The 15023-nt window shown below is 72.3% G+C and carries 17 protein-coding genes; 10 read left to right on the top strand and 7 right to left on the bottom strand.

What is annotated here, in order from left to right:
• From ruvX to nusB, 9 genes are all read left to right on the top strand, one after another.
• Positions 1-465, top strand: a complete 465-nt coding sequence (ruvX, locus tag ACFE7H_RS05795) for a Holliday junction resolvase RuvX (protein WP_375400270.1) — start codon at positions 1-3, stop codon at positions 463-465.
• 323 nt (positions 466-788) lie between these two features.
• Positions 789-1814: an endolytic transglycosylase MltG gene (mltG, locus tag ACFE7H_RS05790; RefSeq protein WP_375400269.1), complete on the top strand. Its 1026-nt coding sequence runs from the start codon at positions 789-791 to the stop codon at positions 1812-1814.
• Entirely contained in the window at positions 1815-2624 is an 810-nt protein-coding gene (locus tag ACFE7H_RS05785) for a shikimate dehydrogenase family protein (RefSeq protein ID WP_375400268.1), read from the top strand.
• Entirely contained in the window at positions 2621-3823 is a 1203-nt protein-coding gene (gene aroC, locus ACFE7H_RS05780) for a chorismate synthase (RefSeq protein ID WP_375400267.1), read from the top strand. The genes ACFE7H_RS05785 and aroC overlap by 4 nt, the downstream gene beginning before the upstream one ends.
• A gap of 71 nt (positions 3824-3894) precedes the next feature.
• On the top strand, positions 3895-4413 hold the full coding sequence (locus ACFE7H_RS05775) for a shikimate kinase (RefSeq protein WP_375400373.1): 519 nt from the start codon (positions 3895-3897) through the stop codon (positions 4411-4413).
• Positions 4410-5489: a 3-dehydroquinate synthase gene (aroB, locus tag ACFE7H_RS05770; protein ID WP_375400266.1), complete on the top strand. Its 1080-nt coding sequence runs from the start codon at positions 4410-4412 to the stop codon at positions 5487-5489. The genes ACFE7H_RS05775 and aroB overlap by 4 nt, the downstream gene beginning before the upstream one ends.
• Positions 5490-5502: 13 nt before the next feature.
• Complete coding sequence (locus ACFE7H_RS05765; protein WP_375400265.1) at positions 5503-5943, top strand: type II 3-dehydroquinate dehydratase; 441 nt, start codon at positions 5503-5505, stop codon at positions 5941-5943.
• A 130-nt stretch (positions 5944-6073) separates the two neighbouring features.
• Positions 6074-6634, top strand: a complete 561-nt coding sequence (efp, locus tag ACFE7H_RS05760; protein WP_375400264.1) for an elongation factor P — start codon at positions 6074-6076, stop codon at positions 6632-6634.
• Complete coding sequence (gene nusB, locus ACFE7H_RS05755) at positions 6634-7050, top strand: transcription antitermination factor NusB (protein WP_375400263.1); 417 nt, start codon at positions 6634-6636, stop codon at positions 7048-7050. The genes efp and nusB overlap by 1 nt, the downstream gene beginning before the upstream one ends.
• 119 nt (positions 7051-7169) lie before the next feature.
• On the opposite strand, the gene ACFE7H_RS05750 is transcribed toward nusB, so the two are convergent.
• The 7 genes from ACFE7H_RS05750 to ACFE7H_RS05720 form a co-directional block, all read right to left on the bottom strand.
• Positions 7170-7775, bottom strand: a complete 606-nt coding sequence (locus tag ACFE7H_RS05750) for a DJ-1/PfpI family protein (protein WP_375400262.1) — start codon at positions 7773-7775, stop codon at positions 7170-7172.
• Positions 7776-7797: 22 nt separating this feature from the next.
• Positions 7798-8607, bottom strand: coding sequence for a hypothetical protein (locus ACFE7H_RS05745; protein ID WP_375400261.1), 810 nt, complete (start codon positions 8605-8607; stop codon positions 7798-7800).
• Positions 8604-9698, bottom strand: coding sequence for an ABC transporter ATP-binding protein (locus ACFE7H_RS05740; protein WP_375400260.1), 1095 nt, complete (start codon positions 9696-9698; stop codon positions 8604-8606). The genes ACFE7H_RS05745 and ACFE7H_RS05740 overlap by 4 nt, the downstream gene beginning before the upstream one ends.
• A complete protein-coding gene (locus ACFE7H_RS05735; RefSeq protein WP_375400259.1) occupies positions 9695-10564 on the bottom strand; it encodes an ABC transporter permease in 870 nt (289 codons plus the stop codon). Before ACFE7H_RS05735 ends, ACFE7H_RS05740 begins: the two co-directional genes overlap by 4 nt.
• Positions 10561-11466 carry an ABC transporter permease gene (locus ACFE7H_RS05730; protein ID WP_375400258.1) on the bottom strand — a complete coding sequence of 302 codons (906 nt, stop codon included), beginning with the start codon at positions 11464-11466 and terminating at the stop codon, positions 10561-10563. The genes ACFE7H_RS05735 and ACFE7H_RS05730 overlap by 4 nt, the downstream gene beginning before the upstream one ends.
• Positions 11467-11473: 7 nt before the next feature.
• Positions 11474-12616 (bottom strand): ABC transporter substrate-binding protein, encoded by a 1143-nt coding sequence (locus tag ACFE7H_RS05725; protein WP_375400257.1) that lies wholly within the window; start codon positions 12614-12616, stop codon positions 11474-11476.
• 115 nt (positions 12617-12731) lie between these two features.
• Entirely contained in the window at positions 12732-13979 is a 1248-nt protein-coding gene (locus tag ACFE7H_RS05720) for a TIGR03364 family FAD-dependent oxidoreductase (RefSeq protein WP_375400256.1), read from the bottom strand.
• Positions 13980-14213: 234 nt separating this feature from the next.
• On the opposite strand from ACFE7H_RS05720, the gene ACFE7H_RS05715 reads away from it, so the two are divergent.
• Positions 14214-14903, top strand: coding sequence for a phosphonatase-like hydrolase (locus ACFE7H_RS05715; protein WP_375400255.1), 690 nt, complete (start codon positions 14214-14216; stop codon positions 14901-14903).
• Positions 14904-15023 lie beyond the last annotated feature (120 nt).

The raw sequence follows: 15023 nt of genomic DNA, 5'->3' as shown, positions 1-15023 counted from the left end.
ATGCGACCGGGCGCCCGCATCGGGGTCGATGTCGGCCGGGCCAGGGTCGGCGTCGCCCGCTCCGATCCGGACGCGACCGTGGTCGTCCCCGTCGAGACCCTGCAACGGCGCACGGGTACCGGCACCGTCGTGCGGGCGATCCTGTCGCTGGCGGAGCAGGTCGATGCCGTGGAGATCGTGGTCGGCCTGCCCCTGTCGCTGAGCGGCGCGGACACCGCCTCCACCGCCGACTCCCGTGCGGTCGCGGCGCGACTCGCGTCGGGGCCGGTCCCGGTCCGGCTGGTCGACGAGCGCCTGACGACGGTCAGCGCGCAGGCCGCCCTGCACGCCGCGGGACGCGACACGCGGCGGTCGCGGAGCGTGATCGACCAGGTGGCGGCGGTGATACTTTTGCAGCACGCACTCGATGCGGAGCGCAGTTCGGGGTCGGCCCCGGGGTCGCTCGTCGAACCTATCCGAGAGTGAACGTGGCCGATCAGCACTCTCGCCTCGACCCGCCGGATGGCTGGGGTCGAGGATCCGGCGTCACTGTGGGACGCTCCAGCGTGACCGTCGAGCGGCCTGATCCGCAGGAGCGGCCCTCGTCCCGATTCGGCTGGGACCGGCCGCAGACAGCCGAACCGGCCTGGAGTTCGCTCCTCGGCGTTGATGATGACGGGCGCCGCAGGGATGAGCGCCGCAGGGGTGGTCGCCGGCGGGGCGAGCGCCGCGCGGGTAGAAGTCGGCGGCAGGGCTGGCGGCACAGTCGTGCGCATCGTCCGTGGGTCGGCCGTGCGGTCCTCGCGGTCGTGCTGCCGCTGATGGTGTTCGTCGTCGCCGGGGGCGGGCTGCTCGGCCTCGCCTATCAGGCGTATCCCGACCAGGTGAAGACCGCGTTCGGCTGGAAGGACGATTACGCGGGCGCGGGCTCCGGGAGCGTCAGAATCGTGATCCGGCCGGGGCAGGTGGGCGGCGATGTCGCCGACACGCTGGCGGCGGCGGGCGTCACGAAGACCCGGCAGGCGTTCTTCGGTCTGCTGCTGCGGACCAGGCCGGAGCCCAAGCTGATGCCGGGCACCTACCGGCTGGCCGGTCACCAGAGCGCCGCCCACGCCCTGGCGCAGCTGGAGGACCCGAAGAATCGGATCATCGCCTCCGTCGCCATCCCCGAGGGCAGCACGGTCGCGCAGATCCTGCAGCTCACCTCCGAGAACACCGGAGTGCCGCTGGCCGATCTGAAGGCGGCGGCCCGCGACCGGACGGCGCTCGGCGTCCCGAAGGCGGCGCCGAACCTGGAGGGCTGGCTGTTCCCGGCGACCTACGACTTCCAGCCGGGAACGACGGCGCCCCGCATGCTCGCGGCGATGACCAAGCGCATGCGGCAGTCGCTCGACGCGCAGCACGTCGCGCCGGCCGACCGCTTGCGTGTGCTCACCCTGGCCGGCCTCGTGCAGAAGGAGGGCAACGGCACCGACGACGCCAAGGTCGCCCGGGTGTTCCTGAACCGCATCGCGAAGAAGATCCCGTTGCAATCCGACGCCACGGTCAGCTACGGCGCCGGGGGGACCACCGTGCTGCCCACCGAGCGGGAGTACGCCCAGAAGAACGGCTACAACACCTACCGCAAGGCGGGGCTGCCGATCGGCCCCATCTCCAACCCCGGCGACGTGGCCATCAAGGCGGCACTGCATCCGGCCGCCGGAAAGTGGCTCTACTTCGTCACCGTGAACCTGGCGACCGGGGAGACGGTGTTCAGCACCACCGGGGCTCAGCACGAGAAGGCCGCCGCCCAGTTCCGCGCCTGGCTCGCCAAGCACCCCTCGTACAACAACTAGGTGGCCGTGCGCCTCGCGGTGCTGGGCAGCCCCATCCACCACTCGCGATCGCCGCAGCTGCACGCGGCGGCGTATGACGTGCTCGGGCTGGATTGGACGTACGGGCGGGCCGAGGTGACCGCCGACACCCTGCCGGCGTTCCTGTCGGACCTGGGACCGGAGTGGCGGGGGCTGTCGCTGACGATGCCGCTGAAGCGCGCGGTCCTGCCGCTCGTCGGCGGCCACGATCCGCTCGTGGACGAACTCGGGCTCGCGAACACGGTGGTGTTCGGCGATCGGGCCGCGCTGTTCAACACCGACGTCGATGGGATGGTCCGCGTGCTGCAGCGCGGCGGCGTCGCGGGCGCGCGGACCGCCGTCGTCCTCGGCGCGGGAGCGACCGCCGCCAGTGCGCTGACCGCGCTCGACCGTCTGGGCGTGACCGACGCCACCGTCGCCGCGCGCGACGTGGACGCCGCCGCCCGGCTCGCGGGCACCCGCTCCGCGATCAGGATGGCGGCCGTCGGCGATGCACTGGCCGGCGCCGACGTCGTGATCTCGACCCTGCCCGGCAGTGCACAGGTCGCCGTCGACCTGCCGGCACTCGGCGGCACGCCCCTGCTGGACGTCGCCTACGACCCCTGGCCGACCGCCCTCGGGGCGCACTGGATCGCTGCCGAAGGGACGCTGCTGCACGGGCTCGACCTGCTGATCGAGCAGGCCGTGCTGCAGGTGCGGGCATTCGTTGAAGGCGATCCGGCGGTGCCGCTGCCTGCCGAGCAGGCCGTCCGCCGGGCGATGGCGGCCGCCGTGGGAAGATCGGGAGCATGATGCGCTGGCTGACCGCGGGGGAGTCCCACGGGCCCGAGCTGGTCGCGATCCTGGAGGGCATGCCCGCCGGCGTGCCCGTGACATCCGCCGACGTGCAGGTCGACCTGGCCCGCCGGCGCCTGGGCTACGGGCGCGGCTCGCGGCAGAAGTTCGAGCAGGACGCGCTCGATGTCGCCGCGGGCATCGTGCACGGCCGCACGATCGGCAGCCCGATCGCTCTGCGCATCGGCAATACGGAGTGGCCCAAGTGGCGGGAGGTCATGGCGGCCGACGACGTGCCGCTGACCGAGGCGTCGCGGGGCCGCAGCGCTCCGCTCACCCGGCCGCGGCCCGGTCACGCCGACCTGACCGGCATGCAGAAGTACGGCTTCGACGAGGCCCGGCCGGTGCTGGAGCGCGCGAGTGCCCGGGAGACCGCCGCGCGCGTAGCGCTCGGCGCGATCGCCCGCCGCTTTCTGGCGGAGCTCGGTGTGCAGCTGGTCAGCCACGTCGTGGCGATCGGACCGGTGGCCGTGCCGCAGGACTCGAGCGCTCCCGACCCGGGTGACCGAGACCGCGTGGATGCCGACCCGGTCCGCTGCGCCGATGCCGCCACGAGTGCGCTGATGGTGGCTGAGATCGATGACGCGCATCGCGCCGGGGACACCCTCGGCGGCGTCGTCGAGGTGGTCGTCGCGGGGCTGCCTCCGGGGCTCGGCTCGTACGTGCACTGGGACCGCCGGCTGGACGCCCGGCTCGCCGCCGCTCTGATGGGCATCCAGGCGATGAAGGCGGTGGAGGTGGGCGACGGCTTCGTCACGGCGACCCGGCGTGGCTCCGTCGCGCACGACGAGTTGGTGCTGGGCGAGGACGGCATCGAGCGTGTGTCGGACCGCGCCGGCGGCATCGAGGGCGGTATGTCGACCGGTGGGGGCCTGCGGGTGCGGGCGGCGATGAAGCCGATCTCGACGGTGCCGCGCAGTCTGCGCACCGTCGACGTCGCCACCGGCGAGGCGGCGACCGCCCATCATCAGCGCTCCGACGTCTGTGCGGTGCCGGCGGCCGGCATCGTCGCCGAGGCCATGGTCGCGCTCGTGCTCGCCGACGCCGTCACCGAGAAGTTCGGCGGCGACTCGCTGGCGGAGGTGCAGCGCAACGTGCGGGCGTTCCTCGACGCGATCCCGGGCTCGCTTCGGACCGCCTCCGCCGTGCACTCGTGAACCGCGGCGCAGGCGCTCCGCCGACGGGCGGCGTCGGGGTGCAGCCGCCGACGATCGCGGTGATCGGCCCGATGGGTGCCGGCAAGACCTCGATCGGCCGCAAGCTCGCGCGACGGCTCGACCTGCCGTTCGCCGACACCGACGCCGCGGTGGTCCGCGAGCACGGGCCGATCGACGCCCTGTTCCGCGACCGCGGCGAGCCCGAGTTCCGCCGCCTGGAACGGGCGGCCGTGCAGCAGGCGCTCGCGAGCGGTGGCGTGGTCGCCCTGGGCGGCGGCGCGGTCCTCGACCCGGCGACCCGCGACGACCTGACGAACTGCACGATCGTGCTGCTGACTGTCGCCGAGACCGCTGTCGCCGACCGGCTCGCCGGCTCGCGCCGTCCCCTGCTGACGGGGCCCCTGGTGACCGACGGGCCGCCGACGGACCGGCTCGCGTCGTGGCGTCGCATCGCCGCCGAACGCGCACCGGTCTACGCTGCGCTCGCCGACCTCACCGTCGACACGTCGCACCGTCCGGTCAGCGGCATCGTCGAGGAACTCGCCGCGGCCCTGCAGGCGCGAGGCGCCGTGCCGGCCGCCATCCGATGAGCGATACACCCGTCCGCATCCCGGTCAGCGGCGGCGGCCGGTACGACGTGGTCGTCGGCCGCGACCTGACCGAGCTGATCCCGGAGGCGCTCGGCGACGGCGTGCGCAAGGTGCTGATCGTGCATCAGCCCGCGCAAGGTCGCCGAGCGGAGGTGCTGCGGCAGCGCCTGAAGGGCGACCTGGAGGTGCTGCTGGCGGAGGTGCCGGACGCCGAGGAGGCCAAGCGCATCGAGGTCGCCTCGTTCTGCTGGGGGGTGCTGGGTCAGGCCGACTTCACCCGCTCCGACGCGGTCATCGGCCTGGGCGGCGGCGCGGTCACCGACCTGGCCGGCTTCGTCGCCGCGACCTGGCTGCGCGGCGTGCGCCTGCTGCAGCTGCCGACCACGGTGCTCGGCATGGTCGACGCGGCGGTCGGGGGCAAGACCGGCATCAACACCACCGAGGGCAAGAACCTGGTGGGGGCGTTCCACGCGCCGATCGCCGTGCTGGCCGATCTGACGACGCTCGACACGCTGCCCCGCAACGAGTTGCTGGCCGGCTTCGCCGAGGTCGTGAAGGCCGGCTTCATCGCCGAGCCGTCGATCCTGGACACCGTCGAGCGCGACCTGGCGGCTGCCACGGATCCGGCGTCGGCGGCCTTCGCCGAGGTCGTCACCGCCGCGATCCGCGTCAAGGCGGCCGTCGTGAGCGACGACTTCACCGAGCAGGGGCGTCGGGAATCGTTAAACTACGGCCACACCCTGGGCCACGCGGTCGAGTACGCGGAGCGCTACCAGTGGCGGCACGGCTCCGCGGTCTCGGTGGGCATGGTCTTCGCCGCGGAGTTGGGCCGGCTCGTCGGTCGCGTCTCCGATGCGGAGGTGGACCGGCACCGGGCGATCCTGGCCAGCCTCACCCTGCCGCTCGGCTACCCGGCGAACCGCTGGCCGACGCTGCTGTCCGCCATGCGGCGCGACAAGAAGTCGCGCGGCGGCATGCTGCGCTTCGTGCTGCTGGACGGCATCGGTCACACCAGCATCCTGAACGGCCCGGAGGACCACCTGCTGTTCACGGCGTTCCAGGAGATCGCCACCTGAGTAGGGTGCCAGGGTGACGACCGTCCTGGTGCTGAACGGCCCGAACCTGCAGCGCCTCGGCACCCGCGAGCCCGACATCTACGGCAGCGAGACCCTGGACGACGTGCGGGAGGCGCTCGTCGCCGCCGCGCCGGACGGCGTGCGGATCGACCTGCGGCAGACCGACGACGAGGCCACGCTGATCGGCTGGCTGCACGAGGCGGCCGACACGGGTTCTGCGGTCATCCTCAACCCGGCGGCCTTCACCCACTACTCCTACGCCGTGCGGGACGCGGCCGCGATCGTGGTCGGGGCGGAAGTGCCGGTGATCGAGGTGCACATCTCGAATCCGCAGGCGCGGGAGGAGTTCCGGCACACGAGCGTGCTGAGCGGCGTGGTCACCGGCACGATCGCGGGCCTCGGCACCAACGGCTACCTGCTGGCCCTGGCGCACCTGACTCGCCCGCCTGCCTGACAGGCGGAGTCCACGGGCGGCGTCGGCCGGGCGCTCTCGACCGGGCGCCCTCGGGCAGCCCCGCGAGTAGACTCGCGGGTCGGCTCGGGCACCTCGCCGCAGCCGGATCCCGCATCTTGAAAGGCGACCCATGGCCTCCACCGCCGACATCCGCAACGGCGTCGTCCTGAACCTCGACGGCGCACTCTGGAACGTCGTGGAGTTCCAGCACGTCAAGCCCGGCAAGGGCGGTGCCTTCGTCCGCACCAAGCTGAAGAACGTCGTCACCGGCAAGGTCGTGGACCGCACGTACAACGCAGGCGCGAAGATCGAGGTCGAGAACGTCGACCGGCGCGACTTCCAATACCTGTACCGCGACGGTGAGGACTTCGTCTTCATGGACGCCAGCACCTACGACCAGGTGCCGGTCACGGCGACGGTGGTCGGCGACGCCGCCAACTTCCTGCTGGAGAACCAGACGGCGACCGTCGCGATGAACAACGACATCCCGCTCTACGTCGAGCTGCCCGCCTCCGTGGTGCTCGAGATCACTTACACCGAGCCCGGCCTGCAGGGCGACCGGTCGACCGGCGGCACCAAGCCCGCGACGGTCGAGACCGGCTACCAGATCCAGGTGCCGCTGTTCCTGGAGACGGGGACGAAGGTCAAGGTGGACACCCGCACGGGCGACTACCTCGGCCGCGTCAGCTGATGTCGGCGCGCAGCAAGGCGCGCAAGCGTGCGCTCGACGTGCTGTTCGCGGCGGATGTGCGGGGCGACTCCATCGAGGCGGCGCTCGCGGCGGAGGGTGCTCGTGCGCTCGACGCGCCCCAGCGGTCGTCCAGTTGGCCGTACGCGCGCGAGATCGTGCAGGGAGTGCTGGACCACCGTGCCGAGATCGACGACCTGATCGCGCGCAGCTCCACGGGCTGGCCGCTCGACCGCATGCCGGCGGTGGACCGCGCGATCCTGCGCATCGCGGTGTGGGAGATCACCTACAACGACGAGGTGCCGACCCCCGTCGCGATCGACGAGGCGGTGCAGCACGCCAAGGAGCTGTCCACCGACGACAGCCCCCGCTTCGTCAACGGCGTGCTCGACGGCGTGACGCGCGCGCTCAGCGCCTGACTCGCGCTGCCCGACGACGCTGCCGACGCGTCCCGACAGCAGGACCAGGTCCCGAGAGCAGGCGCCTGGTCGACCAGCGACCTGCTGTCGGGACCCTGTCCTGCTGTTGGTTCAGCTGGTCAGACCGGCGGCTGCGGGTCGTACTGGATGCCGCGACGCACCGCTCTGGCGCGTTCGGTGCCGGCGAGCCGGTCGACCAGGTGGAGCGCCATGTCGATGCCGGCGCTGACGCCCGCGCTGGTGACGACGTCGCCGTCGTCCACGTACCGGGCGTCGGGGCGGACGTCGATCGTCGGGTCCAGCTCGGCCAGCAGGTCGAGGGAGCCCCAGTGGGTCGTCGCCGGCCGGTCGTGCAGCAGGCCCGCGGCGGCGTACACGAGGGATCCGGTGCAGACGCTCGTCATCAGGGGGACTGCCGCGCGCTGTCCTCGCACCCACTCCAGATGCTGCGGATCCCGCAGCAGCGGCCGGGTGCCCTGCCCGCCGGGGTGGAGCAGCACCGTGAGCGGCGGCGCGTCGGCGACCGAGGTGTGCACGCCCACGGTCAGTCCCTTCGCGGCGGTGACCTGCTGCCCATCGGCGCTCATCATGGTCACGGCGTACCCGTCCTGCGGATACGTCCGCGTCCAGTACGACAGCACCTCCCAGGGCCCGACGGCGTCGAGTTCCTCGAACTGGTCGAACAGAAGGATGCCGATCGTGCGGACCGCGGCGGTCGTGCTCATGTGCCCAGCCTGGCAGGGCGGGTCAACCGGTGGGACCGGCGGACGAACTGCTCGACTGCGGCGTCCTGCCCACCGCCAGCACCCACCGCGCTCGCCCCCGCACCGAGAGCGAGTACCGCACGGACTGCACCGGCGCCGCGGTGGTGGAGACCTGGGTCGGACGGTCGGGCCGGCACGCGACCGGTCGTGTCGCCTCGCCCTGGAGTCGCAGGGTCACCGTGCCTGCCCCTTCGCAGGTGATGGCGAACTCCAGTCGCTCGCCGAACCCGTCGACGGTCCCATCGGGCGGAGTCGCTCCGGAGTCGGACCTGACCACGAGGAGCAGCCCGGCGACGGTGGGGACACGGAGGGCGGCCGCACCGCCGCTGCCCTCGCGGAACCTCGCCGAGCGATCGGTGGGGTCGAGCGACGATGTCGGCGTGGTCGAAGGACCGCCCGGCAGTGCGACCGGCGTGACGGCCGGCGGCGCGGCTGGCGGCGCGGGCTGGAGCAGCTCCGCGGCGATACCCACCACTGCGACCGCGACCAGGATCCCGGCCCCCGCGAGCAGTGCGACCCGCCGACGTCGCGCGGCCGGCCGGCGTGGAGTCGCGGCTCGTCGCCCCGGCGGGACCGGAGCGACGTCTGTGGCGCTGTCGTGCCCGCCCGGCGGAGACGAGCGGGCAATTCGCCGAGCCTCGACCGCCTGCAGATACGCGGCCAGGTCGGCCGCCGACGCCTCCGGCGCGTAGACGGCACGCCGGAGCGCATCGAGGTGACTCAGCGCATCGGTGCTGGTGTCCGGCGGCTCGTCGTCCGCCGGCCCGCCCGCGTCGTGGGGGCCGGCGGTCACCCCGCCGCTGGTTCGCGTGCCGCCACGGCGACGGGGCGGCCCAGGAAGCCGAGGTGCACCTGGTCACCCTCCTCCAGTCGGGCGGACACGTCGTGCTGCACGGCCAGCAGCACGCCGTCCTCCAGCCGGACCACGGTGCGCCGCAGCGAGCCGAGGAAGCTGGTGGAGGCGACCACCGCCGGCAGCCCCGATCCGCCGAGTACCAGATCCTCCGGCCGCACGTACGCGGTCACCGCGCCGTCGCGCACCTGGGCGCCGACGGTCTGCAGGCGCTCGCCGCGCACGGTCACGATCCCGTGGTCCAGCTCGCCGTCCAGGCGGTTGCTGAGGCCGACGAAGTCCGCCACGAACGGCGACGCGGGGCGCAGGTAGAGGTCCTCGGGCGTACCGATCTGCTCGATGCGCCCCGCGTTCATGACGGCGACCCGGTCGGCGACCGCGAGGGCCTCCTCCTGGTCGTGCGTCACGAACACCGTGGTGATGCCCAGCTCTTTCTGGATGCGCCGGATCTCCTCGCGCAACTGCACCCGCACCTTGGCGTCGAGCGCCGACAGCGGCTCGTCGAGCAGCAATACGCGGGGGCGGGTGACGAGCGCCCGGGCGAGCGCGACCCGTTGCTGCTGGCCGCCGGACAGCTGGTGGGCGTAGCGCCCGGTCAGGTGGCCGAGGCCCACCAGCTCCAGCGCCTCGACCGACCGGCTGCGCCGCTCCGACTTGGCGATCTTGCGCATCTCGAGGCCGAACTCCACGTTCTGCACCACGGTCATGTGCGGGAACAGCGAGTACGACTGGAACACCATCCCGATGTCGCGGCGGTGCACCGGCACCGCAGCCACGTCGCTGTTCGCGATCCGCACGCGGCCGCCGTCGATCTGCTCCAGCCCGGCCAGGCAGCGGAGCGCCGTGGTCTTGCCGCAGCCGGAGGGGCCGAGCAGCGCGACGAACTCGCCCGGGTCCATGCGCAGCGTGACGCCGTCGAGCGCGCGGGACCCGGAGTACTCCTTGACCACGTCGAGCAGCTCGACGGTGGTGCCGGTGACGGCGAGCGCGGCGGCAGCGGTGCTCGCTACGGATTCGGTGGTGACGGTCATGGTTTCTCCTTGCGAGTGGCGGTGCCCAGGCGGCCGATCACGGTGAGCAGGACGAATGCGAACAGCAGGGCCGCGAGCGCGAAGATCGTCGCGACGTACGGGTCGGTCTGCTGCAGCAGCAGCAGCGCTGTCTGGAACGTGTTCTGGCTGAGGAAGTTGGCGATGGTGAACTCGCCGAGCACCACCGCGATGGTCAGGAAGCACGCCGTCAGGATGCCGCGGCGCAGGTTGGGCAGCAGCACCCGCCAGACCACCTGCCCCCACGAGGCGCCGAGCGACCGGGCGGCCTCGGAGAGCGTGATCGTGTCGACGGTGCCGATGTTCGACTGGATCGGCCGGTAGGCGTACGGCAGCACGATGATGCCGATGGCGAACGCGAGCGTCCACGAGACGCTGCCGAACACTCCCGCGACCACCTGGTAGACCGGCACGAAGCCGACCACCAGCACCACGGTCGGCACGCTGATCGGCAGGATGCAGACGAACTCCACGATGCGGCGCAGTCGCGGGTAGCGCAGCTCCGCGAGCAGCATGGTCGGCAGCAGCACCAGCAGCACGATCGCGACGGTGATCACGCAGATCACCAGCGAGTTCGTGATGCCGGCGAAGAGGTCGGAGTAGTCCGTCCCCGCAGGCGGCACGACGAGCCCGACCCAGTGGGAGAGGGTGTACCCGGTGTTGCTGGCCGTCCGGAAGGTGAACACCAGCATCGCGACGATCGGGATCAGGAACACGACCGAGATGACCGCGAGGACGATCGTCCCGGTGGTCCTGGAGGGGGTGGCTCCGGTCAGGCTGCGTCGGGGCGGACGCGTGCCCTCGATCGCTCCGGTGGGGGAGGCGGCGGCACCGACTGCGCCGCTCATCGCTGCCACGCTCTGGTGCGGCGCTCCAGCAGGCTGTTCGCGGTCATCAGCACCGCCATTACGATCACCATGCCGAGCGCGAGCACGCCGGCGGTGTTCGCGACGCCGACGACCGTCTCGCTGGTCAGCTGCTGCTTGATCGCGAGCGGCACGATGCCGCCCTGGTCGATCAGTGCGGCGGCCGTCGCGTACGACGAGAAGGCGTTGGCGAACAGCAGGATCAGGCTGCCGAAGAACGCCGGAGCGAGCACGGGAGCGGCGATGCGCACCCAGTACACGCCGCGGGTCGCGCCGAGCGTCGCCGCGGCCTCGCCCCACTGCGACTTCAGCCCCTGCATCGCGGGCATGAACGACAGCACCATCAGCGGGATGCCGAAGTACGTGTAGGGGAACACGAGTCCGACCACGGAGAAGAGGATCGGCCCGTTGGCGTTGATGTCGAGACCGCCGGTCTTCAGCAGGTTCGTGACCAGCCCGCCCTGCCCGATCGTGGAGATCCAGGCGAACGCCAGCATCACGCCGCCGAACTGCGCGAACACGCTGCTCGCCGAGTCGACGAACGTGCGGATGAGGCCGTCCGGCTTCAGCGCGAGCAGCGCCCAGCAGATCAGGCCGCCGACGATCGCGCTGATCCCCGCGGAGAGCGCGGAGACGCCGAACGAGCCGGCGAAGTCGAGCAGGATCTGCGGATCCGTCAGCGCCTTCAGGTTGCCGAGCGTGGGCGCCCCGTCGGCCGTGAAGAAGCCGCTCGCCAGCGCGAGCACGGCCGGGACGGCGAGGAACAGCAGGATGTACACGACGAACGGTGCGAGCCCCAGCCACCCCATCCCGCGGCGCCGGGAGGGGGTCCCGGCGCCGCGCGAGGTGATGGCCGTCGCACCCGCGGTGGCGGTGGCGGTCATCGGTGGATCAGCCCGCGATCGCCGCGCGCCACTTGGCCGACAGCAGCGTGCCGGCCTTGGTCGCCTGATCCGCCGTCAGCTGCACGAAGTTGGCCGGCGGCTCACCGACCGTCTTCAGCGTCGCCTCGTTCACCGTCTTGTTCTTCTGCATCGCGGCCAGCGTGGCCGGGTAGGCGCCGGCGGCCAGGTACAGGTTCTGCACCTCCGGCGTGTAGATGTACTCCTGCCACAGCCGCGCGGCTGCGGGGTGGGGTGCGTCCACGTTGATGGCCTGGTTGTAGTAGCTGCCGAGCGCGCTGCCGGGCAGGATCACCGTCTTCCAGTTGGGGTTGCCAGCGGAGCCGCCGGCCGCGCCGAACGCGAGGTTGTTGTAGCTCCACTGCAGCACGACGGGGGTCTGGCCGGAGTTGACGGTCGCCTGGGTGGGCAGCACCGACAGGAAGTTGCCCGCCTTCTTCAGCTTGCTGAAGAAATCGATGCCCGGCTGGATGTTGTCGGCGGAGCCGCCGCTCTGCAGCGCGGCCAGGTAGACGGCGCTGGCCGCCTCGTTGGCCTGAGTGGGGTCGCCCTTGATCGCGACCTTGCCCTTGTACGACGGGCCCAGCAGGTCGGCGAACGACGTCGGCGGCGTGGACACCTTGGACGAGTCGTAGCCGATCGACATCAGGCCGGTGTAGTCGTAGTACCACTTGCCCGCCGGGTCCTTGAAGTCGGCCGGGATGTCCGCCCAATTCGACACCTTGTACGGCGCGAACAGGCCGAGGTTCTGGTTCAGCACCGCGGTGCCGATGTCGAACACGTCGGGCGCGGTGCTCTGGCCCTTCAGCGACTTGGCCGCGGCCACCTCGTCGGCGCTCGACCCGTTCGGGTTGGCGGAGGTGATGGCGATCTTGGGGTACTTCTTCTTGAAGCCGGCGATGATCTTGGCGTAGTTCGCCCAGGTCGGCGGCAGGGTGATCACGTTCAGGTGCCCTTCGGCGTTCGCGGAGGCGACGAGGCCCTTCATACCGCCGAAGTCGGCCGCGCTCGTGGCCGTCTTGGCTTTCGCCTCCGAGATGCCGCCGGATGCCGCGGGGGCTGAGCCGCCGGAGCCGGCGCAGCCGGTGAGGCCGACCGTGACCGCGGCGAGCAGGCCGATTCCGGCGAGCACGCTCCTGCGGCTCGAGGTGCGCGATGTCCATGCTCGCGATGTCCATGCTGTGGACGGGTGCATTGCTGATCCTTTCGGGGGACGGTGCTTCGTGAGCCGCAGGCGGAGGTGCCGGTCAGCTCGTGGGGAGAAGGTCGGGGGCGGGCCGGGCGGGGCCGGCCGGTCGGGCGGAGCGGTCGCCGGCGGGTGCGCTGCCGTCGGCGGCGGGGAGCGGGCCGATGGTGCCGGCGAGGGCGCCTTCGGCGAGGCCCAGGGCTGTCGTCATGCCGATGCCGCTGGTGACGGAGACGACCCGAACGCCCGGCAGGGGGTCCGCGACGAGGAAGGGTGTGACGGGGCTGGACGCGTAGACGCCCCGCCAGCGGCGCCGCACTGCCAGGTGCCGCACGCCGAGCAGCCGCCGGAACTGCTCCAGCAGCAGCTCGTCGGACGCCTCGTCCTCGAACGGCGGCTCGGTGATCCCGTAGTGGTGGGTGTCGCCCAGGATCAGGCTGCCGTCGGGACGCTGGGTGCACATCAGGTTGACCACGTGATCGAGCAACTCCGGCGACTCCGCGGCGATGCGCTCGCGCACCCGGGCGGCGGAGGGCTGCTCGTTGAATCCGTCGTAGCGCAGCAGCGAGAGTCCGGTCAGCAGGGCGGGGGCCATGACGGCGCCGCCGGGGGTGGCGGCCTCCAGCATGCGCAGCCGGCAGCGGAGCAGGCCGATGCCGTCGGCCAGGTCGGGGAAGAAGCGGTCCACGTCGAAGTTGACCGCCAGGATCACCTGCCCGGCGCGGACGTCGCCGCGGGTGGTGCGGACGAGCCCGGGTTCCACCCGCTGCACCGCGGTGCGGGTGTGGATGGTGACGCCCAGGCGCTGCAGGTGCGCGGTGATCGCCGGGATGACCGCGGGCGGGTCGATCCGCAGGTCGGCGGGCAGGTGCGCGGCGGCGAGTAGCCCGGGGATCCGCAGGCCGAGCCGGGACTCGGCGGCCTCTCGCGTCAGCAGCTGCGCGTCCCCGGGCCGGGCGGCGGCGAACTCCTCCAGCACGGCCTGCTCGGTCTCGTGCCGGGCGACGACGACGGTGCCGGCCTGCACGACGGGAAAGCCGGCGTCGCGGGCCAGGGTCAGCCACAGCTCGCGCGCCCGGCGGGCGACCCGCAGCACGGCGCCCGCCTGCACGGTCGTGCCGATGTGCCCGAAGTTGCGGATGCTCGAGCCGACGGCGTACTCGTCCCGCTCCAGCAGCACGACCGAGCGACCGGAGCGGATCGCGTGCCAGGCGTTCGCCAGGCCGACCAAGCCGCCTCCGACGACGACGACATCGGCGCTGCCCAGCAGGCCAGCGGAGCCCCCGGCTGCGCTCGTCCCTTCGCTCACGACGGTCAGCGTGCAGGAACGCACGACCCCGCCGCGATCGAAAGTGGAGCTGGTCACCCGCTGTTCATGGAGCGGACACGGGCCCGTTGCCAGACGAATTTCTGGTGAACGAGCAGCCCGGTCGGGGCCGGACGGCCTCCTCGCGGACGCCTCGCACGACAGGATCGAATCCCGCGTGGTGGCCGAACCGGCTGCCGCACATCCTGTTCCCCACCGCTTCGGAGAGGGGCGTCCGTGCCCGTTCGGCTGGCCTCGCTCGACATCGCCGGGACGACTCTGGATGAAGGTGGACGGGTCTACGCGATCCTGCGGGACGCGATCGAGCAGGCGACGGGGACGACCGTGTCCGACGAGCTGCTCTCGGCGTGGAGCGGTACCGACAAGCGCGAGGCGATGGTCGGCATCCTGACAGGGCTCGGCGAGGATCCGGCGCGCGCGGACGGGATCTTCCCGGACTTCGCAGCGGCACTCGACGCCTCCTACGCCGCGTCGCCCGCCACCGTGCTGCCGGGCGTCGCCGACGCGATCGCCGCCCTGCGCGCGGCGGGCGTGCTCGTGGCCCTGCAGACCGGGTACCGCCGGGCGGTCGCGGAGCCGCTGCTCGACGGTGTCGGCTGGCGGGTGGGCGAGCACATCGACGCGCTGGTGACCGCCGACGACGTGCCGGCCTCCCGACCGGCGCCCTACCTCGTGTTCCGCACGATGGAGGCGACCGGCGTGCGCGACGTCGCCGAGGTGCTGACCGCCGGCGACACCGCGAACGACGTGCTGGCCGGCTCGAACGCCGGCGCCCGCTACGCGATCGGCGTGCTGACGGGCGCGCACACCGCCGTCGAGCTGGGCGCGGCGCGGCACACCCACCTGCTGCCCTCGGTCGCCGACGTCCCGGCCCTGCTGCGGCGCGACGGCGCCCTACCCGGCTGACCCTCTCAACTCCGGCCGACCCTCCCAACTACGGAGGTGCTTCCCAACTACGGAGGTCCCTCCCAACTACGGAGATCCCTCCCAACTACGGAGCGACCCCCTCGACTACGGAGCATCCGG

This window comes from uncultured Amnibacterium sp., from assembly GCF_964250715.1.
Lineage (GTDB): Bacteria > Actinomycetota > Actinomycetes > Actinomycetales > Microbacteriaceae > Amnibacterium.
This window is presented reverse-complemented; position numbering and strand designations above follow the sequence as displayed.

Excerpts from the sequence above, each read along its gene's own strand:
- ACFE7H_RS05735 (WP_375400259.1), bottom strand. The coding sequence starts at position 10,564 with ATGAGCGGCGCAGTCGGTGCCGCCGCCTCCCCCACCGGAGCGATCGAG.
- ACFE7H_RS05730 (WP_375400258.1), bottom strand. The coding sequence starts at position 11,466 with ATGACCGCCACCGCCACCGCGGGTGCGACGGCCATCACCTCGCGCGGC.
- ACFE7H_RS05750 (WP_375400262.1), bottom strand. The coding sequence starts at position 7,775 with ATGAGCACGACCGCCGCGGTCCGCACGATCGGCATCCTTCTGTTCGAC.
- nusB (WP_375400263.1), top strand. The coding sequence starts at position 6,634 with ATGTCGGCGCGCAGCAAGGCGCGCAAGCGTGCGCTCGACGTGCTGTTC.
- aroC (WP_375400267.1), top strand. The coding sequence starts at position 2,621 with ATGATGCGCTGGCTGACCGCGGGGGAGTCCCACGGGCCCGAGCTGGTC.
- aroB (WP_375400266.1), top strand. The coding sequence starts at position 4,410 with ATGAGCGATACACCCGTCCGCATCCCGGTCAGCGGCGGCGGCCGGTAC.
- ACFE7H_RS05740 (WP_375400260.1), bottom strand. The coding sequence starts at position 9,698 with ATGACCGTCACCACCGAATCCGTAGCGAGCACCGCTGCCGCCGCGCTC.
- ACFE7H_RS05775 (WP_375400373.1), top strand. The coding sequence starts at position 3,895 with ATGGGTGCCGGCAAGACCTCGATCGGCCGCAAGCTCGCGCGACGGCTC.
- efp (WP_375400264.1), top strand. The coding sequence starts at position 6,074 with ATGGCCTCCACCGCCGACATCCGCAACGGCGTCGTCCTGAACCTCGAC.
- ruvX (WP_375400270.1), top strand. The coding sequence starts at position 1 with ATGCGACCGGGCGCCCGCATCGGGGTCGATGTCGGCCGGGCCAGGGTC.